This window comes from Streptomyces sp. NPDC002926 (assembly GCF_053591755.1).
The window spans coordinates 1-18,726 of the sequence record NZ_JBSFUK010000016.1; the positions used below are offsets into that span (position 1 = coordinate 1).

General features: G+C 68.8%; 16 protein-coding genes and 5 tRNA genes. 12 read left to right on the top strand and 9 right to left on the bottom strand.

Annotated features, from left to right (window positions below):
• The 8 genes from ACWDZ6_RS22335 to ACWDZ6_RS22370 all read right to left on the bottom strand — a co-directional run.
• On the bottom strand, window positions 1-530 hold a 530-nt coding region (locus ACWDZ6_RS22335), incomplete at its 3' end, for a GTP-binding protein (protein ID WP_451504250.1).
• On the bottom strand, window positions 511-1,077 hold the full coding sequence (locus ACWDZ6_RS22340; RefSeq protein ID WP_366736327.1) for a DUF742 domain-containing protein: 567 nt from the start codon (window positions 1,075-1,077) through the stop codon (window positions 511-513). The genes ACWDZ6_RS22335 and ACWDZ6_RS22340, both read right to left, overlap by 20 nt.
• A 96-nt stretch (window positions 1,078-1,173) precedes the next feature.
• Window positions 1,174-1,587, bottom strand: coding sequence for a roadblock/LC7 domain-containing protein (locus tag ACWDZ6_RS22345; RefSeq protein ID WP_053725133.1), 414 nt, complete (start codon window positions 1,585-1,587; stop codon window positions 1,174-1,176).
• 10 nt (window positions 1,588-1,597) lie between these two features.
• Window positions 1,598-4,759 carry a nitrate- and nitrite sensing domain-containing protein gene (locus ACWDZ6_RS22350; RefSeq protein WP_451504251.1) on the bottom strand — a complete coding sequence of 1,054 codons (3,162 nt, stop codon included), beginning with the start codon at window positions 4,757-4,759 and terminating at the stop codon, window positions 1,598-1,600.
• A 339-nt stretch (window positions 4,760-5,098) separates the two neighbouring features.
• On the bottom strand, window positions 5,099-5,680 hold the full coding sequence (locus ACWDZ6_RS22355; RefSeq protein WP_326652837.1) for a GTP-binding protein: 582 nt from the start codon (window positions 5,678-5,680) through the stop codon (window positions 5,099-5,101).
• Window positions 5,661-6,068, bottom strand: coding sequence for a DUF742 domain-containing protein (locus ACWDZ6_RS22360; protein ID WP_326652838.1), 408 nt, complete (start codon window positions 6,066-6,068; stop codon window positions 5,661-5,663). The genes ACWDZ6_RS22355 and ACWDZ6_RS22360 overlap by 20 nt, the downstream gene beginning before the upstream one ends.
• A gap of 124 nt (window positions 6,069-6,192) precedes the next feature.
• Window positions 6,193-6,606, bottom strand: coding sequence for a roadblock/LC7 domain-containing protein (locus tag ACWDZ6_RS22365; RefSeq protein ID WP_005311457.1), 414 nt, complete (start codon window positions 6,604-6,606; stop codon window positions 6,193-6,195).
• Window positions 6,607-6,615: 9 nt separating this feature from the next.
• The gene (locus tag ACWDZ6_RS22370; RefSeq protein WP_451504252.1) at window positions 6,616-10,146 is read right to left on the bottom strand and encodes a nitrate- and nitrite sensing domain-containing protein; all 3,531 of its coding nucleotides are present in this window, start codon (window positions 10,144-10,146) and stop codon (window positions 6,616-6,618) included.
• 580 nt (window positions 10,147-10,726) lie between these two features.
• Here ACWDZ6_RS22370 and ACWDZ6_RS22375 point away from each other — a divergent pair.
• The 10 genes from ACWDZ6_RS22375 to ACWDZ6_RS22420 all read left to right on the top strand — a co-directional run bounded on the left by ACWDZ6_RS22375 (window position 10,727) and on the right by ACWDZ6_RS22420 (window position 15,028).
• Window positions 10,727-10,897: a hypothetical protein gene (locus tag ACWDZ6_RS22375; RefSeq protein ID WP_326652842.1), complete on the top strand. Its 171-nt coding sequence runs from the start codon at window positions 10,727-10,729 to the stop codon at window positions 10,895-10,897.
• 83 nt (window positions 10,898-10,980) lie between these two features.
• Window positions 10,981-11,781 carry a fumarylacetoacetate hydrolase family protein gene (locus ACWDZ6_RS22380; protein WP_326652843.1) on the top strand — a complete coding sequence of 267 codons (801 nt, stop codon included), beginning with the start codon at window positions 10,981-10,983 and terminating at the stop codon, window positions 11,779-11,781.
• Window positions 11,774-13,249, top strand: a complete 1,476-nt coding sequence (gltX, locus tag ACWDZ6_RS22385) for a glutamate--tRNA ligase (protein WP_451504253.1) — start codon at window positions 11,774-11,776, stop codon at window positions 13,247-13,249. The genes ACWDZ6_RS22380 and gltX overlap by 8 nt, the downstream gene beginning before the upstream one ends.
• 9 nt (window positions 13,250-13,258) lie before the next feature.
• The gene (locus tag ACWDZ6_RS22390; RefSeq protein WP_451504254.1) at window positions 13,259-13,978 is read left to right on the top strand and encodes an HAD family hydrolase; all 720 of its coding nucleotides are present in this window, start codon (window positions 13,259-13,261) and stop codon (window positions 13,976-13,978) included.
• An 87-nt stretch (window positions 13,979-14,065) separates the two neighbouring features.
• Window positions 14,066-14,137: transfer RNA gene (locus ACWDZ6_RS22395), tRNA-Gln, on the top strand.
• Window positions 14,138-14,158: 21 nt separating this feature from the next.
• A tRNA-Glu gene (locus ACWDZ6_RS22400) sits at window positions 14,159-14,231 on the top strand.
• Between the two features lie 83 nt (window positions 14,232-14,314).
• Window positions 14,315-14,387 (top strand) — tRNA-Glu (locus ACWDZ6_RS22405).
• A gap of 13 nt (window positions 14,388-14,400) precedes the next feature.
• Window positions 14,401-14,472, top strand: a tRNA-Gln gene (locus tag ACWDZ6_RS22410).
• Window positions 14,473-14,502: 30 nt separating this feature from the next.
• Window positions 14,503-14,575: transfer RNA gene (locus ACWDZ6_RS22415), tRNA-Glu, on the top strand.
• 99 nt (window positions 14,576-14,674) lie between these two features.
• On the top strand, window positions 14,675-15,028 hold the full coding sequence (locus ACWDZ6_RS22420; RefSeq protein WP_351455222.1) for an STAS domain-containing protein: 354 nt from the start codon (window positions 14,675-14,677) through the stop codon (window positions 15,026-15,028).
• 728 nt (window positions 15,029-15,756) lie between these two features.
• On the opposite strand, the gene ndgR is transcribed toward ACWDZ6_RS22420, so the two are convergent.
• Window positions 15,757-16,473, bottom strand: coding sequence for an IclR family transcriptional regulator NdgR (gene ndgR / locus ACWDZ6_RS22425; protein WP_326652847.1), 717 nt, complete (start codon window positions 16,471-16,473; stop codon window positions 15,757-15,759).
• Between the two features lie 144 nt (window positions 16,474-16,617).
• On the opposite strand from ndgR, the gene leuC reads away from it, so the two are divergent.
• Both leuC and leuD read left to right on the top strand, forming a co-directional pair.
• Window positions 16,618-18,051 (top strand): 3-isopropylmalate dehydratase large subunit, encoded by a 1,434-nt coding sequence (leuC, locus tag ACWDZ6_RS22430; RefSeq protein ID WP_451504255.1) that lies wholly within the window; start codon window positions 16,618-16,620, stop codon window positions 18,049-18,051.
• Window positions 18,052-18,053: 2 nt separating this feature from the next.
• On the top strand, window positions 18,054-18,647 hold the full coding sequence (gene leuD, locus ACWDZ6_RS22435) for a 3-isopropylmalate dehydratase small subunit (RefSeq protein WP_327326307.1): 594 nt from the start codon (window positions 18,054-18,056) through the stop codon (window positions 18,645-18,647).
• Window positions 18,648-18,726 lie beyond the last annotated feature (79 nt).

The following is an 18,726-nucleotide window of genomic DNA, read 5'->3' on the forward strand; positions in this document are numbered from 1 at the left end:
TTGGCGTCCGCGCGGTGGCGGGCGTCGGTGGTGATGATCGGAGTGTCCGGGCCGATCTGCAGCGCCTCACGGACCTCTTCGGGGTTGTACGGCTGGTGTCCGTCGAAGCCGTTGAGGGCGATGACGAACGGCAGGCCGCTGTTCTCGAAGTAGTCGACGGCGGGGAAGCAGTCGGCGAGGCGGCGTGTGTCCACCAGGACCACCGCGCCGATGGCGCCGCGGACCAGGTCGTCCCACATGAACCAGAAGCGGTCCTGTCCGGGCGTGCCGAACAGGTACAGGATCAGGTCCTGGTCCAGGGTGATACGGCCGAAGTCCATGGCCACCGTGGTGGTGGTCTTGTCCCCGGTGTGGGTCAGGTCGTCGATGCCCGCGGAGGCAGACGTCATGACGGCTTCGGTACGCAGCGGGTTGATCTCCGAGACGGCGCCGACGAACGTGGTCTTGCCCACGCCGAAGCCGCCCGCCACCACGATCTTCGCGCTGGTGGTTGAGCGGGCTGCACCGCCGCTAGAGCTTGCGAAGTCCACTGAGCACCCTTTCGAGCAGTGTCACGGCTGGCTGGCCGCCGGCGGACTCGTCGCCGCCGGGCTGGTGAATGGCAACAAGTCCGGCCTCCGCCAGGTCGGCGACGAGGATCCGGGCAACGCCGAGGGGGATGGTGAGAAGTGCCGAGATCTCGGCGACCGACTTGATCTCGATGCACAGTCGGCAGATCCGCTGGTGCTCGGGCAACTGCCCTTGCAGCCGGGCGGGCTCCGCCGTGGTGCTGACCAGTGCCTCGATGGCGAGCTGGTAGCGCGGCCGGGTCCGGCCGCCGGTCATGGCGTAGGGGCGCACCAGCGGGTTGTGCGCCGCGGGAGCGGGCTCCGGCGCCCGTCGCGGCTGCACCGGCTGGATACGCGGCTGCTGCGGCTGGCCGTACGACGGGTCGTACGGCTGCTGCTGCGGCTGCTGGTAAGGCTGTTGGGGACCCTGTCTGCTCGGCGTGGAGGGAAAGTTGAAGCGGTTCTGAGAGTGATCACCCGGCGTCTGGTGAGCACCGTCATAAGGGCGTCCGCCTGGGGGTGTTGCCACGTTTCCTCCTCCGACTGCCGGTCGCCGGTCCATGTCCCTGTGGAGCCGCGCCACCGCACCCTATGGTGCGGTGGCGTGAAACGCACTGTCTGCCTGTTAGTTGAGAAGACTTCCCTGGAGCTCTGCACGCAGGTCCGGGGTGAGCACACTGCCCGCCCGGTCCACGAGCAGAGCCATCTCGTAACCCACCAGACCGATATCGGCCTCGGGGTGTGCGAGTACGGCCAGCGAGGAACCGTCGGAGACGGACATGATGAAGAGGAAGCCCCGTTCCATCTCCACCACCGTCTGGTTGACCGCGCCGCCTTCGAAAATCCGGGACGCCCCTGCGGTCAGCGAGGTCAGCCCGGAGGCTACGGCCGCCAGCTGATCGGCGCGGTCACGGGGGAAACCTTCGGACATCGCCAGCAGGAGTCCGTCGGCGGAGACCACCACGGTGTGGGACACCCCAGGGGTGTTGTCCACGAAGTTGGTGATCAACCAGTTCAGATTCTGCGCCGCCTGGCTCATCGGGCTCACACTAACGCTCCTGGTTGTAGGTACTACTGCCCGGGCCGAAGCCCGATCCGTTCGTGTCCGTCCCCGCGTTGCGTCCCTGCTGGACACCGCGCCGCAGGTTGCTCAACCTGCCGCGCACGTCCTCCGGGGCGCGGGAGACCTGAGGTCCGCCCTGCGGGGTCTGCTCAGCCGTGCCCTCGACGAGGTTCGCCTTGGGCACCCGCCGCGGAAGACCGGAGGGGGTGACCCCGCCCGCCTTCGGATCGCGGAGTTTCTCCGCCCGGTGCCAGCGCTCGTCGTTGGTCGAGCGCCAGTCCTCGGGGCCGGCACCGTTGCCGCTGCCGTTCGCGTCGGCCTGAGCGCTCTGCGGAGCCTGTTGGGCCTGCTCGGCGGGCTGCTGCCACTGCTGCTGGGGCTGCTGGGTACCGCCGCGTCGCGGCAGACCGGCGTTGGTTGTCGCCTGGCTGCTGCTCGGAGAGGGTCCGGGACGGTCGAAGCCTACGCGCTCGGGGGCGTTCGTGGGAGCGCCGGGGGCAGATTCCGGTTCGCTCCGGTATTCCGGCTCGAACCCACCCTGGTACGTAACCTGATTCGACCACTCTTCCTGGTGGGACTGGGTGTCGAACTGGTTGTCGTACTGAGGCTCCGGAGTCTGCGGAGCCTGGTAATTGGCTTCCGCATATGCCGACTCGTGGTGCTCCTGGGGCTCAGGGTAACCGTTGGGCTGCTGGTATCCGTCGTACGCCTGCGGCTGCTCCTGGACGTACTCCTGCGAGTAGTCCTGGCCGTACTCGGGGGCGTACTGCTGCTGCCCCTGCGAGTAGTCCACCTCGTCGCGGTAGAGCGGCTGCTCGCCGCCCTGTGCCTGCGCCTCCAGCGCGGCACGGCGCTCCTCTCGCATCAGCGAGCGGCCCACCGGGTCGAGCTGGCCGGAGGCCTCCGAGGCATCCTCGTACCGGGAGTCGTCGAAGCCGAGTTCCGCGGCGGTGCGCATCGGCGCGGCCTGGACCGGGGCGGGCTCGAACGAATGCTGTTCCGGAATGATCTGGGAGACCGTGAAGTCGTCCTCGGGCAGCGCCTCGCCACCGCCACCGTGGGTGATGGCGTCGGGAAGCATGACCAGAGAGGTGGTGCCGGCCTGCTCGCCCGAGGGGCGCAGCTGGACCCGGACACCGTGCCGGTCGGCGAGGCGGCCGACCACGAACAGGCCCATGCGCTGCGAGACAGCGGCGTCCACCGTCGGCGGGTTGGCCAGCTTGTGGTTGATGTCGGCGAAGTCCTCGGCGGTCAGGCCGATGCCCTTGTCGTGGATCTCGATCATGACGCGGCCGTCGGGCAGCCGGGTGGCCGTCACGCGGACCTTGGTCTGCGGCGAGGAGAACGTCGTGGCGTTCTCCAGCAGCTCGGCCAGCAGGTGCACAAGGTCGGTCACGGCCTGGCCGTGGATGTCCGTCTCCGGGACGCCCGTCAGCTCGATGCGCTCGTAGGACTCCACCTCCGAGGAGGCGGCGCGGAGCACGTCGACCAGTGGCACCGGCTGGTTCCAGCGGCGGCCCGGCTCCTCGCCGGCGAGGACCAGGAGGTTCTCGCCGTTGCGGCGCATACGGGTCGCCAGGTGGTCCAGCTTGAAGAGGTTCTCCAGCTGGTCCGGGTCGGCCTCGTTGTTCTCCAGGTCGGTGATCAGGGTCAGCTGGCCCTCGATCAGCGACTGGTTACGGCGCGAGAGGTTGGTGAAGATCGCGTTGACGTTGCCACGGAGCATGGCCTGCTCGGCGGCGAGCCGGACGGCCTCGCGGTGGACCTGGTCGAAGGCACGGGCGACTTCGCCGATCTCGTCCTGGGTGTCGATCGGGATCGGCTGCACACGGGTGTCGACGCGGCCCGGCTCCGTACGCGAGAGCTGGTCGACCAGCATCGGCAGACGCTGCTCGGCGATGTTGAAGGCGGCGGTACGCAGCTGACGCATCGAGCGGCTCATCTGGCGGGCCATCAGGCCGGCCAGGATGAACGCGGTGAGCAGGGCGATCACGACGATGGCGCCGTTGAGGATGGCGTCGCGCTTGGCGTCGTCGGAGATCTGGGCGGCCTCGGTCACGGCCTTGTTGACGAGACCGGTCTCGATCTCGGAGTAGCCGTCGAACTTGGCGGTGGCCGCGCCCATCCACGTCTCGGGCGTGATGCTGTTCTTCTTGAGCTGCCTGGGGCTCTGACCCTGGCCGATCATCTCGGCCATGCCGCTGACGACCGAGCCGTCCTTCTTGCCCTTCGGCGGGTTGAGGCCGAGGGCCTGCAGCTTCTTCTCACCGTCGGCGGCCTTGCCCGCCATGATCTGCTTCAGCTTGTCCGTGTCGGCCTGCGTACCGCCGGACACGTACTCGAGGAGGGCGATCTGCTCGAGGTAGTTGTACGAGTTGAAGGCCACGGTCTGCTTGGCGAACGTGGTCTCGTCCTCGCTGGGGCGGACCAGCAGATGCATGCCGATGGAGCGCTGCAGCGACTCGGCGGCCTTGGCGAGCTGGATGGCGTAGACCGTACGGCCGTAGCTGGTGATGTTGCCGGTGCCGAGGCCGAGCTCGTTGGAGAACTCCATCAGCGAGTGCTGGACCTTGACGTAGCCCTCTTCGGTGCTGACCGGGTCGAGGGACTTGGTGTACGCGACCTTGCGGAGGCTGGCGAGCGTCGGCTCCTCGGCGCGGAAGAGGCTCAGACGGCGCTCCAGGCCCTGCTTCCCGGGCATGTCCGAAACGGCCTGGTCGAACTTCTTCTTCGCGGCGTCGGTGGTGCCGTACGCCCTGGTGACGTCGTCGCTCTGGCGCTGCTGCTCGGTGGTGGCCTTCAGGAGGGGCCCCGCCGTGAGGTCACGCTCGTTGAGCAGGGCCTGGCCGTACTCCGAGGCGGCGCGCACGATCAGCGCCGTCTTCTCGGCGTCCTGCGCCTCGCTCCAGGTGTCGATGGAGGATTTGACCTGGAATCCGCCCATCACCAGCCCGACGAGCACGGGGATGAGGAGGATCGCGTTCAGGCGGGTGGGTACGCGCCAGTTGCGCGGGGACAGTCGGCTTGAGCTGCCGGCGGCCGGGGCCGGCGGACCGGGCTCAACCGCAGGCGACGCCGCCATGCGCGGCGGCGGGGTGAAGTTGCCCCGCGCCTGCTGCTCTGCGGAGCTCGTCATGCTTCGCCTCACTCGACCAACAACCTCTCGGCGTCGGCACCTACGCTGTGCCGTGTGTTTCGTTCAGAGCTCTACTACTAGGGAGTTCGCCGAATTCCAGCACGTGGAGCGGGTCCGTTCCAAACAGTTGGAATCAGCCATTCCGTGTGGCGTACGCCTCAGATAAACCGGGCATAAAGAACAATCCCCGCCAAATAGCGGGGTCAATGTGAGCACAGCGGTACCAGTCGTACGCGGCGGGTGTCCGAGGCCCGTTAATTCTCTCTCGAAATGTTATGAACACGAGGGCGGACGGTGTCAAAGGACACCGCCCACCCCCGCACAACTACGACAACTGCCGTATGTCGCCGTCTACTTGAGCCGGGCCATCAGGGCGTGCTCGACCAGGGTGATGAGCGCGCTCTTGGCGTCCGCGCGGTGGCGGGCGTCGGTGGTGATGATCGGAGTGTCCGGGCCGATCTGCAGCGCCTCACGGACCTCTTCGGGGTTGTACGGCTGATGTCCCTCGAAGCCGTTCAGGGCGACGACGAACGGCAGGCCGCTGTTCTCGAAGTAGTCGACGGCGGGGAAGCAGTCGGCGAGGCGGCGTGTGTCCACCAGGACCACCGCGCCGATGGCGCCGCGGACCAGGTCGTCCCACATGAACCAGAAGCGGTCCTGTCCGGGCGTGCCGAACAGGTACAGGATCAGGTCCTGGTCCAGGGTGATACGGCCGAAGTCCATGGCCACCGTGGTGGTGGTCTTGCCCCCCGTGTGGGTCAGGTCGTCGATGCCCGCGGACGCGGACGTCATGACGGCTTCGGTACGCAGCGGGTTGATCTCCGAGACGGCGCCGACGAACGTGGTCTTGCCCACGCCGAAGCCGCCCGCCACCACGATCTTCGCGCTGGTGGTTGAGCGGGCCGCACCGCCGCTAGAGCTTGCGAAGTCCACTGAGCACCCTTTCGAGCAGTGTCACGTCCGGCGTGCCGCCGGCCTCTCCGTTGCCCGGCTGATGGATCGCCACCATGCCGGCCTCCGCCAGGTCGGCCACGAGGATCCGCGCGACACCGAGTGGCATCGACAGCAGCGCCGAGACCTCGGCCACCGACTTGACCTCACGGCACAGGTGGCAGATCCGCTGGTGCTCGGGGAGCAGCCCGGCGAGATGCGCCGGGTCGGCCGTGGTGCTGACCAGTGCCTCGATGGCGAGCTGGTAGCGCGGCCGGGTCCGGCCCCCGGTCATGGCGTACGGGCGCACCAACGGCTGGTCGCCCTCAAATCCGTACGACGCGTCGACTGAGGCGCCGTACGGATCGTGAGAGGCGGGTGGCGGGGTCATGAATCCTCCGGGCGTGACAGCAAGTGGTCTTCGTGCCGTCTGACTGGGCCGGTGGGGGGCCGGTGGGCGACCTGACAGTGGCGGTGCGGTGGCGCGTACCTGAATACCTGTGGGGGGAGGCGGTTCAGTGCAAGAGGCTTCCCTGAAGCTCGGCGCGCAGGTCCGGAGTGAGGACGCTGCCGGCCCGGTCGACCAGAAGCGCCATCTCGTAGCCGACGAGGCCGATGTCGCAATCGGGGTGTGCGAGTACGGCCAGTGAGGAACCGTCGGATACGGACATGAGGAAGAGGAAACCGCGCTCCATCTCGACGACGGTCTGGCTGACCGGACCGCCTTCGAAGATCCGGGACGCCCCCGCGGTCAGCGAGGTGAGTCCCGACGCCACGGCCGCCAGCTGGTCGGCGCGGTCGCGGGGGAATCCTTCGGACATTGCCAGCAGAAGACCGTCGGCGGAGACCACCACCGTGTGAGACACCCCAGGGGTGTTGTCCACGAAGTTGGTGATCAACCAGTTCAGATTCTGCGCCGCCTGGCTCATCGGACTCAACTAACGCTCCTGCTGGTGAGTGGGGCCGAGGTTGAAGCTGCCGGTCGCCGAGCTGTTCTGCTGGCGACCCTGCTGAATGCCCCGTCGGAGATTGGTCAGCCGGCCGCGTACGTCATCGGGAGCACGCGAAACCTGCGGACCGGCCTGGTGGCTCTGCTCCTGCGCGGTCCCGGGCACCAGGTTGGCGCGCGGGACCCGACGGGGCAGACCGGAGGTGGTGACGCCGCCCGCCGCGGGCTTTCTGACCCGCTCGGCCTGGCGTACCAACTCGTCATTGGGTGAGGTGCGCCAGGCGGCACCACTCGTGTTGGGCGCGTTGCCCGGGGTCACCGGGGTCGGCGCCGGGGTGCGCTGCGGCATCGGCGGAACGGGTCGTTCCGTCGGCTGCGGCGGGACGGCGGGAGTCTGCGGCTGCTCGGCGGGCTGACCGCTCTGCGGGCCGTGGAACCAGTTCGTCTCGAGGGTGTCGTAGAGCGGCGTACGGCCGTCGCCCGGACCGGCCGGCGGCAGTGCCTCCGGCTGGGGCTGCGGCGGCAGTGCGTTGTGCGCCGGACGCGGTGCTCCGTAGTCGGTGGTGTCCCGGCCGCCGCGCCGACGCGGGGCGGGGGAGGGAGCCGGCGGCTGCGGGGCGCCCATGTCCGGACGGGCGTACTGGCCCGTGGACGAGGAGTCCTGGGCACCGAACACATCGGGACGTACGAACTGCCCCGTGGAACCGGGACCGGAGCCTGCGCCCCGGTCACCGCCGCGCGGCGGCGGCCCGTTGAAGTCGGGCCGCGGGAACTCGGCCGTGGAGCCGGCACCGCGGGTGGATTCGTTGTCCTCGTGGCCGCGCGGCGCATCCACGGACGGACGCTGCTGCGGGGCGGCCGGCTGATCGTTGCCCCAGCTGGTGGTCTGCGGCCGCTGCGGACGCTGCGGGTCTTCCCGGCGGTGCGAGGGGCTGCCACCGGGCAGCTCGGCGCGCGGGGCGCCGGAGGGCGGCAGCTGACGGCCGCGGTCGCCCGCGCCCGGAGCACTCTGCTGGAAGCCGTTCTGGCGTGTCTCGTTGCGCACCGGAGGGTTCTGCGCAGCGCGGCCCCCGCCCGAGCCGAAGGCGCCGGCGAGACCGCCGCCCTGACCCTGGCTCTGACCGCCCTGCGGGCCATTGCCCTGGCGGGGCGGCAGCGCGGCACGCGGAGTGCCGCCCGCACCGACCTGGCCGCGTTGCGCACCGGTGCCGAGCCGGCCGCCGGCCGGAGCACCGCCGGCGGGAGCACCGCCGAGACCGGGACGGCTGCCGCCGCCGTTCGCACCGGAACCGCCGGCCGGACGGCCGCCGAGTCCCGCGGCGCCGGAAGCCTGGCCACCCGCACCGGGCATGTTCGGCGCCTTCTTGGCGCCGTGGGCGACATCGACGGGCAGCATGACCAGCGCGGTCGTACCGCCGGAGTCGGAGGGACGCAGCTGGATACGGATGCCGTGCCGCAGGGACAGCCGGCCGACCACGAACAGACCCATCCGTCGCGACACCGAGACATCCACGGTGGGCGGCGAGGCGAGCCGCTCGTTGATCGCCGCGAGGTCCTCGGGGGAGAGGCCGATACCGGTGTCGTGGATCTCGACGAGTACACGCCCGTCGGGCAGCGCGTGACCGGTGACGCGGACCTTGGTCTGCGGCGAGGAGAAGGAGGTCGCGTTCTCGAGCAGCTCGGCGAGGAGGTGCACAAGGTCGTTGACGACACGTCCCGCGACCTCGGTCGTGGGGACCGAGGCGAGTTCGATGCGCTCGTACTGCTCCACCTCGGAGGCGGCGGCACGGAGCACGTCGACCAGCGGAACCGGCCGGGTCCACCGGCGGCCCGGCTCCTCGCCCGCGAGGACGAGGAGGTTTTCGCCGTTCCGGCGCATACGGGTCGCGAGGTGGTCCAGCTTGAAGAGCGAGGAGAGCTGGTCCGGGTCGGCCTCGCGGGACTCCAGCTCGGAGATGAGCGAGAGCTGACGCTGGATAAGACCCTGGCTGCGGCGCGAGAGGTTGGTGAACATCGCGTTGACGTTGCCTCGCAGCAGCGCCTGCTCGGCGGCGAGGCGGACCGCCTCGCGGTGCACGTCGTCGAAGGCCGCGGCCACCTGGCCGATCTCGTCCCTGGAGTGCACACCGACGGATTCCACCGAGGTGTCGACGTCCTGCGGGTCGGCCTCGGAGAGCTGCTTGACCAGCTCGGGCAGCCGGTCCTGGGCGACCTTGGTGGCGGTGTCCTGGAGCCTGCGCAGTGAGCGGATCATGGAGCGGGCCACGACGAAGGCGCCGACGAGTGAGACGCCGAGGACGACGAGGATGAGCGCACCGTTGATGATCGCGTCGCGCTGCGACTCCTGGCGCAGCTCGCGCGCCTTGGCCTCCATCTGGCCGAGCAGTGTGGCCTCGATGGTGCTCATCGCTCTGATGCGGACCGAGTAGTCGTCGGTCCAGTCCAGGTGGGAGCGCTTGGGCTGGGTGGCCAGACCGCCCTTGGTGTCGAGCACGCGCTTGGCGTAGAGCTCGGACGCCTTGATCGTGGGGTTGCCGTTCTCCAGCGGGGCGGTCAGTTCATCGGCGTTGCCGCCGGTGGACTCGTAGATCGCCCTGAAGGCCTTGAGCTCCGTATTGCCGTTCTCGAGGTTGGCCTGGCCGTAGAGCCGGTCGGGCTCGTCGAGGCCCGGCGCCTTCGCGTCGTCACCGCCCGGGAGGGCCGCGGCGATGATCGCGCGCTGGATGGAGGCGTACTCCTTGGCGGAGGAGAAGGCCGCCAGGGCACGCGTCCTCTTGATCATCTCCGGGTTGCTGGTGGCCTGGGCCATGTCCTGGGAGAGGCTCAGCAGCGACTGGATCAGTCGGCTGTAGGCCTCGACGGTCTGGGAGTGCGGGGCGTTCGCCGAGTAGGCGTTCTGGCGGATCTTGGTGAGCCCGTGGACCTGGACGGCGATCTGGTTCGCGTTGGCGCGGATGCTCTCCAGCGCCTCGTCGTTGTCCGTGTTGGGGATGTCCCGGGTGGTCTCGAGGAAGGAGTTCCTGGCCCGGTCGGTCGCCGCTCGCGGTTCCGAGACCTTGAAGTCGGCGACGCTCGCGCCGTTGGCCAGCGGGCCCGCCGACAGGTCCCGCTCCGCCTGGAGCTTCTCCGCCAGCGCGGTCGCCTGCTTGGTCATGTCCGTGAGCAGCTGCATGTGCTCCAGCTGCTTCATGGAGTCCATGGACTCGTTGATACGGAGTCCGCCCAGTGTGGTCGCTGCGACGACCGGCAGGGTGAGCAGGGACACCAGACGCGTGCTGATGCGCCAGTTGCGCAGAGCTATTCGCGAACCGGTGTCCGTGGGGCCCTTGGATTTCAGCGGGGGCTTGGGCCCGTCGCCGCCCGGTGCGGCCACGCCGGGACGCGCGGCACGGCCACCGCTGTCGCCGGGCGCTGCCGATCCCTGGTTTTGGGTGTGCTGGGGCGAGGAACCGCGGTCGGTCCCGCCACGCGGCTCCTGTTCCGCCGCAGCGCTGCCATCCCTCTTGAAACGTCCCTGCACTAGCGTCGCAACCTCTGGACCAGGCGTCCCTCCGGGTGAACGGCGGGACGGTGTCGGCGTCGTGGGGCGAAGAACGCGCCCCAGTGGTGGTCGTCAGTGACCGGCGCTGCTCCCCCTTCTCCGCCGCCACTCGGCGCTGCGTTGCGCCCTTTGCGCGCCGGCCTGAAACCGCGGCGGTGCGTGGAATTCCAGCACAGAGCGGGATCTCCAACAAGGGCCGCGTACCGGGCTGTGACCTGCGTGACACGGTGTAAGCATTACGTCACAAGACGTAGAAGGAGTTCGCGGAGGAAACGGACTTTTCCTTACGAGTCACTGGGGGTCGAGGGTGTCCCAGTCGCCATGATCAGGAGCGGAATGATTGCTTCAATGGTGCAATGTCCGTTTCCTTGAAAGTAGTTGACCGTCTGGAATGACCGAATTGCCCGTCAATTCGTGAGCAAACTCACACGTAGATCGCTGAGTCTTCGGGGCTTTCACGGGGAACTGGATGTTTAGCCTGGCGCTTTACAGGGATGGGCATTCCGTCAACCGGCGCTCACCGAGGCGCCCCGCACCCGGACAAGGTCTGAAACAACAGATGAAGACGATGATGTTCCGCAACATAGCCAACCCCCGGCGTACCACGCTGGCGCACCTCGAGGACGCCGACGCACTGCAGACGCCGGAGCAGCCGGAGCACACGCTGGATCTTCCCACGCAGACGGCCAACCCGCGCCGCACGATCCTGATGGACGCCCCAGCCCAGTAATACGCGAGGCGGTGCCCGCACCCGCGTTAGCCTGGAGCGTCAGACTCCAGCCAGCGCAATCAGCAGAGGGGCACCCGCATCCCGTGCGCATCGCCAGGTTCTCCATCGACGGCAATGTCGCCTTCGGCGCGGTCGAGGGCGAAGGAACCATCAATCAAGGTGACCTCGTCCTCGACATCATCAAGGGCATCCCGTTCGCCGACTTCGAGCTCTCCGGTACGAAGGTCCCGCTGACTCCGCAGTCGAAGGACAGGGTCCGGCTGCTGCCGCCCGTGCTCCCCAGCAAGGTCGTGGCCTTCGGCCGCAACTACGCGGAGCACGCGGCGGAGCTCGGCAACGAGGTCCCCGACTCGCCGTTCGCCTTCTTCAAGCCGTCCACCTCGGTGATCGGTTCCGGCGACCCGATCGCGTACCCCTCCTTCTCGCAGGAACTGCACCACGAGGCCGAACTGGCCGTGGTCATCGGCCGGATGTGCCGCGAAGTCCCGCGCGAACGCGTCAAGGACGTGATCCTCGGCTACACCTGCGCCAATGACGTCACCGCGCGCGACGTCCAGCGGCGCGAGAAGCAGTGGGCCAGGGCCAAGGGCTTCGACAGCGCCTGCCCGCTCGGCCCCTGGGTGGAGACCGACCTCGACCCGAGCGACCTGGCGATCCAGTGCACGGTCAACGGGGAGCAGCGCCAGCTCGGCCGTACGAGCCAGATGATCCACTCCATCGAGGATCTGATCGTCAACATCTCCGAGGCGATGACGCTGCTCCCCGGCGACGTCGTCCTCACGGGCACCCCGGCAGGGGTCGGCCCGCTCAACGTCGGCGACGAGGTCGCCGTCACCATTCAAGGCATCGGCACTCTCACCAACAAGGTGATCAAGCGTGGCTAACGGACCCGTCCGCGTACGTTTCTGTCCCTCCCCGACCGGCAACCCCCATGTGGGTCTGGTCCGCACAGCCCTGTTCAACTGGGCGTTCGCCCGGCACCACGGCGGCACCATGGTCTTCCGCATCGAGGACACCGACGCGGCCCGCGACTCCGAGGAGTCGTACAACCAGCTGCTCGACTCGATGCGCTGGCTCGGCCTGGACTGGGACGAGGGCCCCGAGATCGGCGGCCCGCACCCGCCGTACCGCCAGTCGCAGCGGATGGACATCTATGAGGACGTCGCCGAGAAGCTCCTTGCCGGCGGTTACGCGTACCACTGCTACTGCACGGCCCTTGAGCTGGAGGCCCGCCGCGACGCCGCCCGCGCGGCCGGCAAGCCCTCCGGTTACGACGGCAAGTGCCGCGACCTGACCGCCGAGCAGAAGGCGGCGTACGAGGCCGAGGGCCGCACCTCTATCGTCCGCTTCCGGATGCCCGACGAGCCGATCACCTTCACGGACCTGGTCCGCGGCGAGCTCACCTTCACTCCGGACAACGTTCCGGACTACGGCATCGTCCGTGCCAACGGCGCCCCGCTCTACACGCTGGTCAACCCGGTCGACGATGCGCTGATGGAGATCACCCACGTGCTGCGCGGCGAGGACCTGCTGTCCTCCACTCCGCGCCAGATCGCGCTCTACAAGGCGCTGATCGAGCTGGGCTTCGCCAAGGAGATCCCGGCCTTCGGCCACCTGCCGTACGTGATGGGCGAGGGCAACAAGAAGCTCTCCAAGCGTGACCCGCAGGCATCCCTGAACCTGTACCGCGAGCGCGGCTTCCTGCCCGAGGGCCTGATCAACTACCTCTCGCTGCTCGGCTGGTCCTTCTCCGCCGACGAGGACATCTTCTCGGTCGCCGAGCTGGTCGAGAAGTTCGACATCGCGGACGTCAACGCCAACCCGGCCCGCTTCGACCTGAAGAAGGCGGAGGCGATCAACGCCGACCACATCCGCCGGCTGGATGTGAAGGCCTTCACCGAGGCGTGCGGCCCCTGGCTGCGGGCCCCGCACGCGAACTGGGCGCCGGAGCAGTTCGACCAGGAGGCCTGGGAGAAGATCGCCCCGTACGCCCAGACCCGGGTTACCGTCCTGTCGGACATCACGGCCAATGTCGACTTCCTCTTCCGGGACGCGCCGGTCGAGGACGAGGCGTCCTGGACGAAGGCGATGAAGGAGGGCTCCGACGCCCTGCTCCGTACGGCCCGCGAGAAGCTCGAGTCCGCGGACTGGTCCAGCGCGGAGTCCCTGAAGAACGCGGTGCTGGCGGCGGGTGAGGAGCACGGCCTGAAGCTGGGCAAGGCCCAGGCCCCGGTCCGCGTCGCGGTCACCGGCCGCACAGTGGGCCTGCCGCTCTTCGAGTCCCTGGAGATCCTGGGCAGGGAGAAGACCCTGTCCCGCATTGACGCGGCACTGGCGAAGCTCGCCGCCTAAGCTCGTGTCATGCCGATCCGCGCGGTTCTCTGGGACGTTGACGACACGATCTTCGACTACGCCAGTGCCGACCGCGTCGGCATGCGAAGGCATCTGAAGGCCGAGGGCCTGCCCGACGGATACGACTCCGTGGGGCAGGCCCTCGACTCGTGGCGCGCGATCACCGAGCTGCAGTGGGCCCGGTTCGCCGACGGTGAGACCGACTTCCAGGGGCAGCGCCGCGACCGCGTCCGGTCCTTTCTCCGTACGGAGCTGAGCGACGCGGACGCGGACGCCTGGTTCGAAGGGCATGTCGCCCACTACGAGGCCGCCTGGTCGCTCTTCCCCGACACCGTGCCCGTTCTGGATATGCTCGCCGACGAGTACCGCCACGCCGTCCTGTCGAATTCCAGCATCCACAACCAGGACCGCAAGCTGCGCGTTCTCGGTGTGAGGGACCGGTTCGAGGCTGTTGTGTGCGCCGTCGAACTCGGGATCTCCAAGCCCGCCGCCGGCGCCTTCCACGCCGCCTGCGACGCGATCGGCCTCAAGCCGCACGAGGTGGCGTATGTAGGGGATCATCCCGATATCGACGCTCGCGGCGCTGTCGCCGCGGGGCTCGCCGGTATCTGGCTCGACCGCACGGGCCTCGGCGGGCGCCCCGAGCTCACTCGTATTACCGGTCTCGACCAGCTCCCTGGCCTGCTGCGCGGCGATACCCGTTTTGGAGCGCCGGACACCTTCGGGTAATGTTCTTCCTGCGCCGCCCGGGAGGGCCGAGAGGTTCGGCCGGGAAGCGCGAACCAAACAAACCCCCTCCTGGGGGTTGAGTTTTGGTGGGCTATGGTGTAATTGGCAGCACGACGGTTTCTGGTTCCGTTAGTCTAGGTTCGAGTCCTGGTAGCCCAGCGCAGATCTCGTCTGTAACAAGCCCCCGTTGTGTAGCGGCCTAGCACGCTGCCCTCTCAAGGCAGTAGCGCCGGTTCGAATCCGGTCGGGGGTACAGATCCATCCCGTTGATCAACAGGGTCGCACCCGATGATCGTGCGGTGACATCACCCGGCTCTGCCGGGTGGGATCGCTAGGGCCCCCGTTGTGTAGCGGCCTAGCACGCCGCCCTCTCAAGGCGGTAGCGCCGGTTCGAATCCGGTCGGGGGTACTGGTCTAAACCATGGGCTATGGTGTAATTGGCAACACGACGGTTTCTGGTTCCGTTGTTCTAGGTTCGAGTCCTGGTAGCCCAGCGCGGTCGAGCGATCGACCTGCAACAGCTAGCCCCCGTTGTGTAGCGGCCTAGCACGCCGCCCTCTCAAGGCGGTAGCGCCGGTTCGAATCCGGTCGGGGGTACGCATCGAAGAGGCCCTCCGCGTAGAGCGGAGGGCCTCTTCGCGTCTGGTGCCTTCCGCTGCCTTCCTCCTGCGGCGGCGTCGGCGCGATACTCCGCGTATGGATGCTTCCGGCGCGGAACCTCTCGTACGCACCGCGGAGTTACGCATCACGCGCATCCTCCGGCCGCCGGGTCTGAGCATCCAGGGTGTGATCGATGTCCGCAGTCACCGCCATCTGCGTACCGCCCTCGAAGTGATCGCCTCGACCGACGGCGATCTCCAACTCGAGCTGTCCGGGCTGGAGTTCCTCGATCTCGGTGGACTGCGCATGCTGATTGCCTTCGCCAGAACGCGAGATGAGGGCCACCATGTGGAGCTGACCGGACTCGCCCCGCATCTGCGGAATGTGATCGCGCTGGTCGGCTGGGACGAGACGCCCGGCCTTCGGCTGGGAGCCCATCGTGTCAACTGACGGCGGGCGCTGTGGCTTTGTGCGCCATGCCTGTCTGTACCACGACGACGAGGAATTCCTGGCGACGGCAGTGCCGTTCGCCGAGGAGGGGCCGGCTTCTCCGGCCTCGCCGGCGAGGCGCGGGGGGAGCCGGTGCCGGACAGGGTTCCTGGAACTGCCGGCGGGCCCGGCGGCAGTACGGCGCTTCGCGCGCGGGCCGAGGCGGCGGGGCCGAGGCTGCGGGTCTGACGGGGGAGCGGGTGGTGCCGGCCGGGCCCGTCGGCGAACGAGGCGCTGACGTGGCCGGTGGCGCGGGGTGCGACCGGTGCGGAGGTGCGGGTCGGGAGGTACCGGGCGCGGTGGTGCGGGCCATGCCGGCCACGGAGGCGGAAGCAGCCCCTCCGGGCGGCTTCGCGGGCCTCGCGTCACCGGGACCGGAACCGGCCGCGGACGACGCGCTGAGGCTGCTGCGGACGCTGTCTCGGGCTCTGGACCTGCGCGTGCAGCCTTCCGTGCGCGTGGAGCCTTCAGGGGGCCTGCGTCCGCGCGCGGTGTGCGCGGGCCCGCGGGGGCTCACCCAGGAGTGAGGGCGGCGAGCCCGGGCTGCGGAAGTGACGGCGGCGAGCCCGGGCTCCGCCTGCGCCTCAATGGCCGGCGAGGCCTGCTTTCCCGGCGCCTCAATCGCCGGAGAGGCCGGAGAGGCCTGCTTTACCGGCGACCGACGCGACGCCCGAAGGGCGCGCGACGCCTCAGCTGGTCCGGCGCAGCGCTTCGCTCAGGCGCGCCGCGGCGTCGATGACCGCCTGGGCGTGCATACGGCCCGGGTGGCGGGTCAGGCGCTCGATCGGTCCGGAGACCGAGACGGCGGCGACCACGCGGTTGGAGGGGCCGCGTACGGGCGCGGAGACCGACGCGACGCCCGGCTCGCGCTCGCCGATCGACTGGGCCCAGCCCCGGCGCCGTACGCCGGAGAGCGCCGTCGCCGTGAAGCGGGCGCCCTGAAGTCCGCGGTGCAGACGCTCCGGCTCCTCCCAGGCCATCAGGATCTGCGCCGAGGAGCCGGCCTTCATGGTGAGCGTGGAGCCGACCGGAACGGTGTCCCGCAGTCCGGACAGCCGCTCGGCCGCCGCCACACAGATCCGCATGTCTCCCTGCCGGCGGTAGAGCTGCGCGCTCTCGCCCGTCACATCCCGCAGATGCGTGAGGACGGGGCCGGCCGTGGCCAGCAGCCGGTCCTCGCCCGCCGCGGCGGCGAGCTCCGCCAGCCGTGGGCCGAGAATGAACCGGCCCTGCATGTCCCTCGCCACCATCCGGTGGTGTTCCAGTGCCACGGCAAGGCGATGTGCCGTGGGTCGTGCGAGCCCTGTCGCCGCGACCAGCCCGGCGAGGGTGGCCGGACCGGACTCCAGGGCGCTCAATACCAGAGCTGCCTTGTCGAGAACGCCGACGCCGCTAGAGTTGTCCATGCAACGATATTCGCGTCTCACACTGTGAAACGCAAGTTCAATTTTCCCGGGAACTTGCGACGCTGTAGTTGCGGCCCGCGGACCAACGGGCTCCGCACAAGATCTCTAGTTGTGTCGGCGGAACGGTCGGCCGGAGGGAAAGCGATGGGTAGGACACTCGCGGAGAAGGTCTGGGACGACCATGTCGTCCGGCGCGCGGAGGGCGAGCCCGACCTGCTCTTCATCGATCTGCATCTGCTGCACGAGGTGACCAGCCCCCAGGCCTTCGACGGGCTCCGGCAGAACGCCCGCCAGGTCCGGCGCCTCGACCTCACCATCGCGACCGAGGACCACAACACCCCGACGCTGGACATCGACAAGCCCATCGCGGACCCGGTCTCGCGTGCCCAGTTGGAAACGCTCCGTAAGAACTGTGCCGACTTCGGCGTACGTCTGCACCCGCTGGGCGACGTCGAGCAGGGCGTTGTCCACGTGGTGGGCCCCCAGCTGGGCCTGACCCAGCCCGGTACCACCGTGGTCTGCGGCGACTCGCACACCTCCACCCACGGTGCTTTCGGCGCGCTGGCGTTCGGTATCGGCACCTCCCAGGTGGAGCATGTGCTGGCCACCCAGACGCTGACGCTGGACCGCCCCAAGACCATGGCCATCACGGTCGAGGGCGAACTGCCGGACAGCGTCACCGCCAAGGACCTGATCCTGGCGATCATCGCGAAGATCGGTACCGGCGGCGGCCAGGGCTACATCCTGGAATACCGCGGCTCCGCCATCGAGAAGCTCTCGATGGAGGCCCGGATGACCATCTGCAATATGTCGATCGAGGCGGGCGCCAGGGCCGGAATGATCGCCCCGGACCGGACAACTTTCGACTATCTGCAGGGCCGCGACCACGCCCCCGAGGGCGCGGAGTGGGACGCCGCCGTCGCGTACTGGGAGACCCTGCGCACCGACGACGACGCCGTTTTCGACGCCGAGGTGTTCATCGACGCCGCCGAGCTGGCGCCGTTCGTCACCTGGGGCACCAACCCCGGCCAGGGTGCGCCCCTGTCGACGAACGTCCCCGACCCGGCTTCGTACGAGGACGCTTCGGAGCGGCACGCCGCCGAAAAGGCTCTGGAATACATGGGGTTGACCGCCGGCCAGCCGCTGCGCGACATCAAGGTCGACACCGTCTTCGTAGGCTCCTGCACCAACGGCCGTATCGAGGACCTGCGCAACGTGGCCTCGATCATCGAGGGCCGCAAAGTCGCCGACGGCGTACGGATGCTGGTGGTCCCCGGCTCCGTACGGGTCGCGCTGCAGGCCGTCGAGGAGGGCCTGGACAAGGTCTTCACCGCCGCGGGCGCCGAATGGCGGCATGCGGGCTGCTCGATGTGCCTGGGTATGAACCCCGACCAACTGGCCCCCGGCGAGCGCTCCGCGTCCACCTCCAACCGCAACTTCGAGGGCAGGCAGGGCAAGGGCGGACGCACCCATCTGGTCTCGCCCCAGGTCGCCGCGGCCACAGCGGTACTGGGCCATCTGGCCTCTCCCGCCGATCTGTCCGAAGCCGACGCCCGTACGCCTGCTGGAGCCCGATAACCATGGAAGCTTTCACCGCACACACCGGCCGGGCCGTACCGCTGCGCCGCAGCAACGTCGACACCGACCAGATCATCCCGGCCCACTGGCTCAAGAAGGTCACCCGCGACGGCTTCGAGGACGGCCTTTTCGAGGCCTGGCGCAAGGACTCGTCCTTCATCCTCAACCAGCCCGAGCGCAAGGGTGCCACGGTCCTGGTGGCCGGCCCCGACTTCGGCACCGGCTCCTCCCGTGAGCACGCCGTCTGGGCCCTGCAGAACTACGGCTTCAAGACCGTCATCTCCTCCCGGTTCGCCGATATCTTCCGCGGCAACTCGCTCAAGAACGGCCTGCTGACGGTGGTTCTCGAGCAGAAGGTCGTGGACGCGCTCTGGGAGCTGACCGAGGCCGACCCCACTGCCGAAATCACCGTCGACTTGGAGAAGCGCCAGGTTCTCGCCACGGGAATCACGGCCGACTTCGAGCTTGACGAGAACGCCCGGTGGAGGCTGCTGAACGGTCTCGACGACATCAGCCTCACCCTTCAGAACGAAGCGGACATCGCGGCTTACGAGGCCTCCCGACCGGCCTTCAAACCCCGAACAATTGACGTCTGAGCAGCGGTTTTCCCCTACTGCGCCCCCCGCCGTCCGGTGGGGGGCGCAGTCGCTCGTTGAGACCCTGTCGGGCGACAAC

What these genes read in the sequence shown, in the direction of transcription:
- ACWDZ6_RS22345 (WP_053725133.1), bottom strand. Translation starts at nt 1,587, where the DNA reads ATGAGCCAGGCGGCGCAGAATCTGAACTGGTTGATCACCAACTTCGTG.
- ACWDZ6_RS22360 (WP_326652838.1), bottom strand. Translation starts at nt 6,068, where the DNA reads ATGACCCCGCCACCCGCCTCTCACGATCCGTACGGCGCCTCAGTCGAC.
- ACWDZ6_RS22365 (WP_005311457.1), bottom strand. Translation starts at nt 6,606, where the DNA reads ATGAGCCAGGCGGCGCAGAATCTGAACTGGTTGATCACCAACTTCGTG.
- ACWDZ6_RS22375 (WP_326652842.1), top strand. Translation starts at nt 10,727, where the DNA reads ATGAAGACGATGATGTTCCGCAACATAGCCAACCCCCGGCGTACCACG.
- ACWDZ6_RS22390 (WP_451504254.1), top strand. Translation starts at nt 13,259, where the DNA reads ATGCCGATCCGCGCGGTTCTCTGGGACGTTGACGACACGATCTTCGAC.
- ACWDZ6_RS22420 (WP_351455222.1), top strand. Translation starts at nt 14,675, where the DNA reads ATGGATGCTTCCGGCGCGGAACCTCTCGTACGCACCGCGGAGTTACGC.
- ndgR (WP_326652847.1), bottom strand. Translation starts at nt 16,473, where the DNA reads ATGGACAACTCTAGCGGCGTCGGCGTTCTCGACAAGGCAGCTCTGGTA.
- leuC (WP_451504255.1), top strand. Translation starts at nt 16,618, where the DNA reads ATGGGTAGGACACTCGCGGAGAAGGTCTGGGACGACCATGTCGTCCGG.
- leuD (WP_327326307.1), top strand. Translation starts at nt 18,054, where the DNA reads ATGGAAGCTTTCACCGCACACACCGGCCGGGCCGTACCGCTGCGCCGC.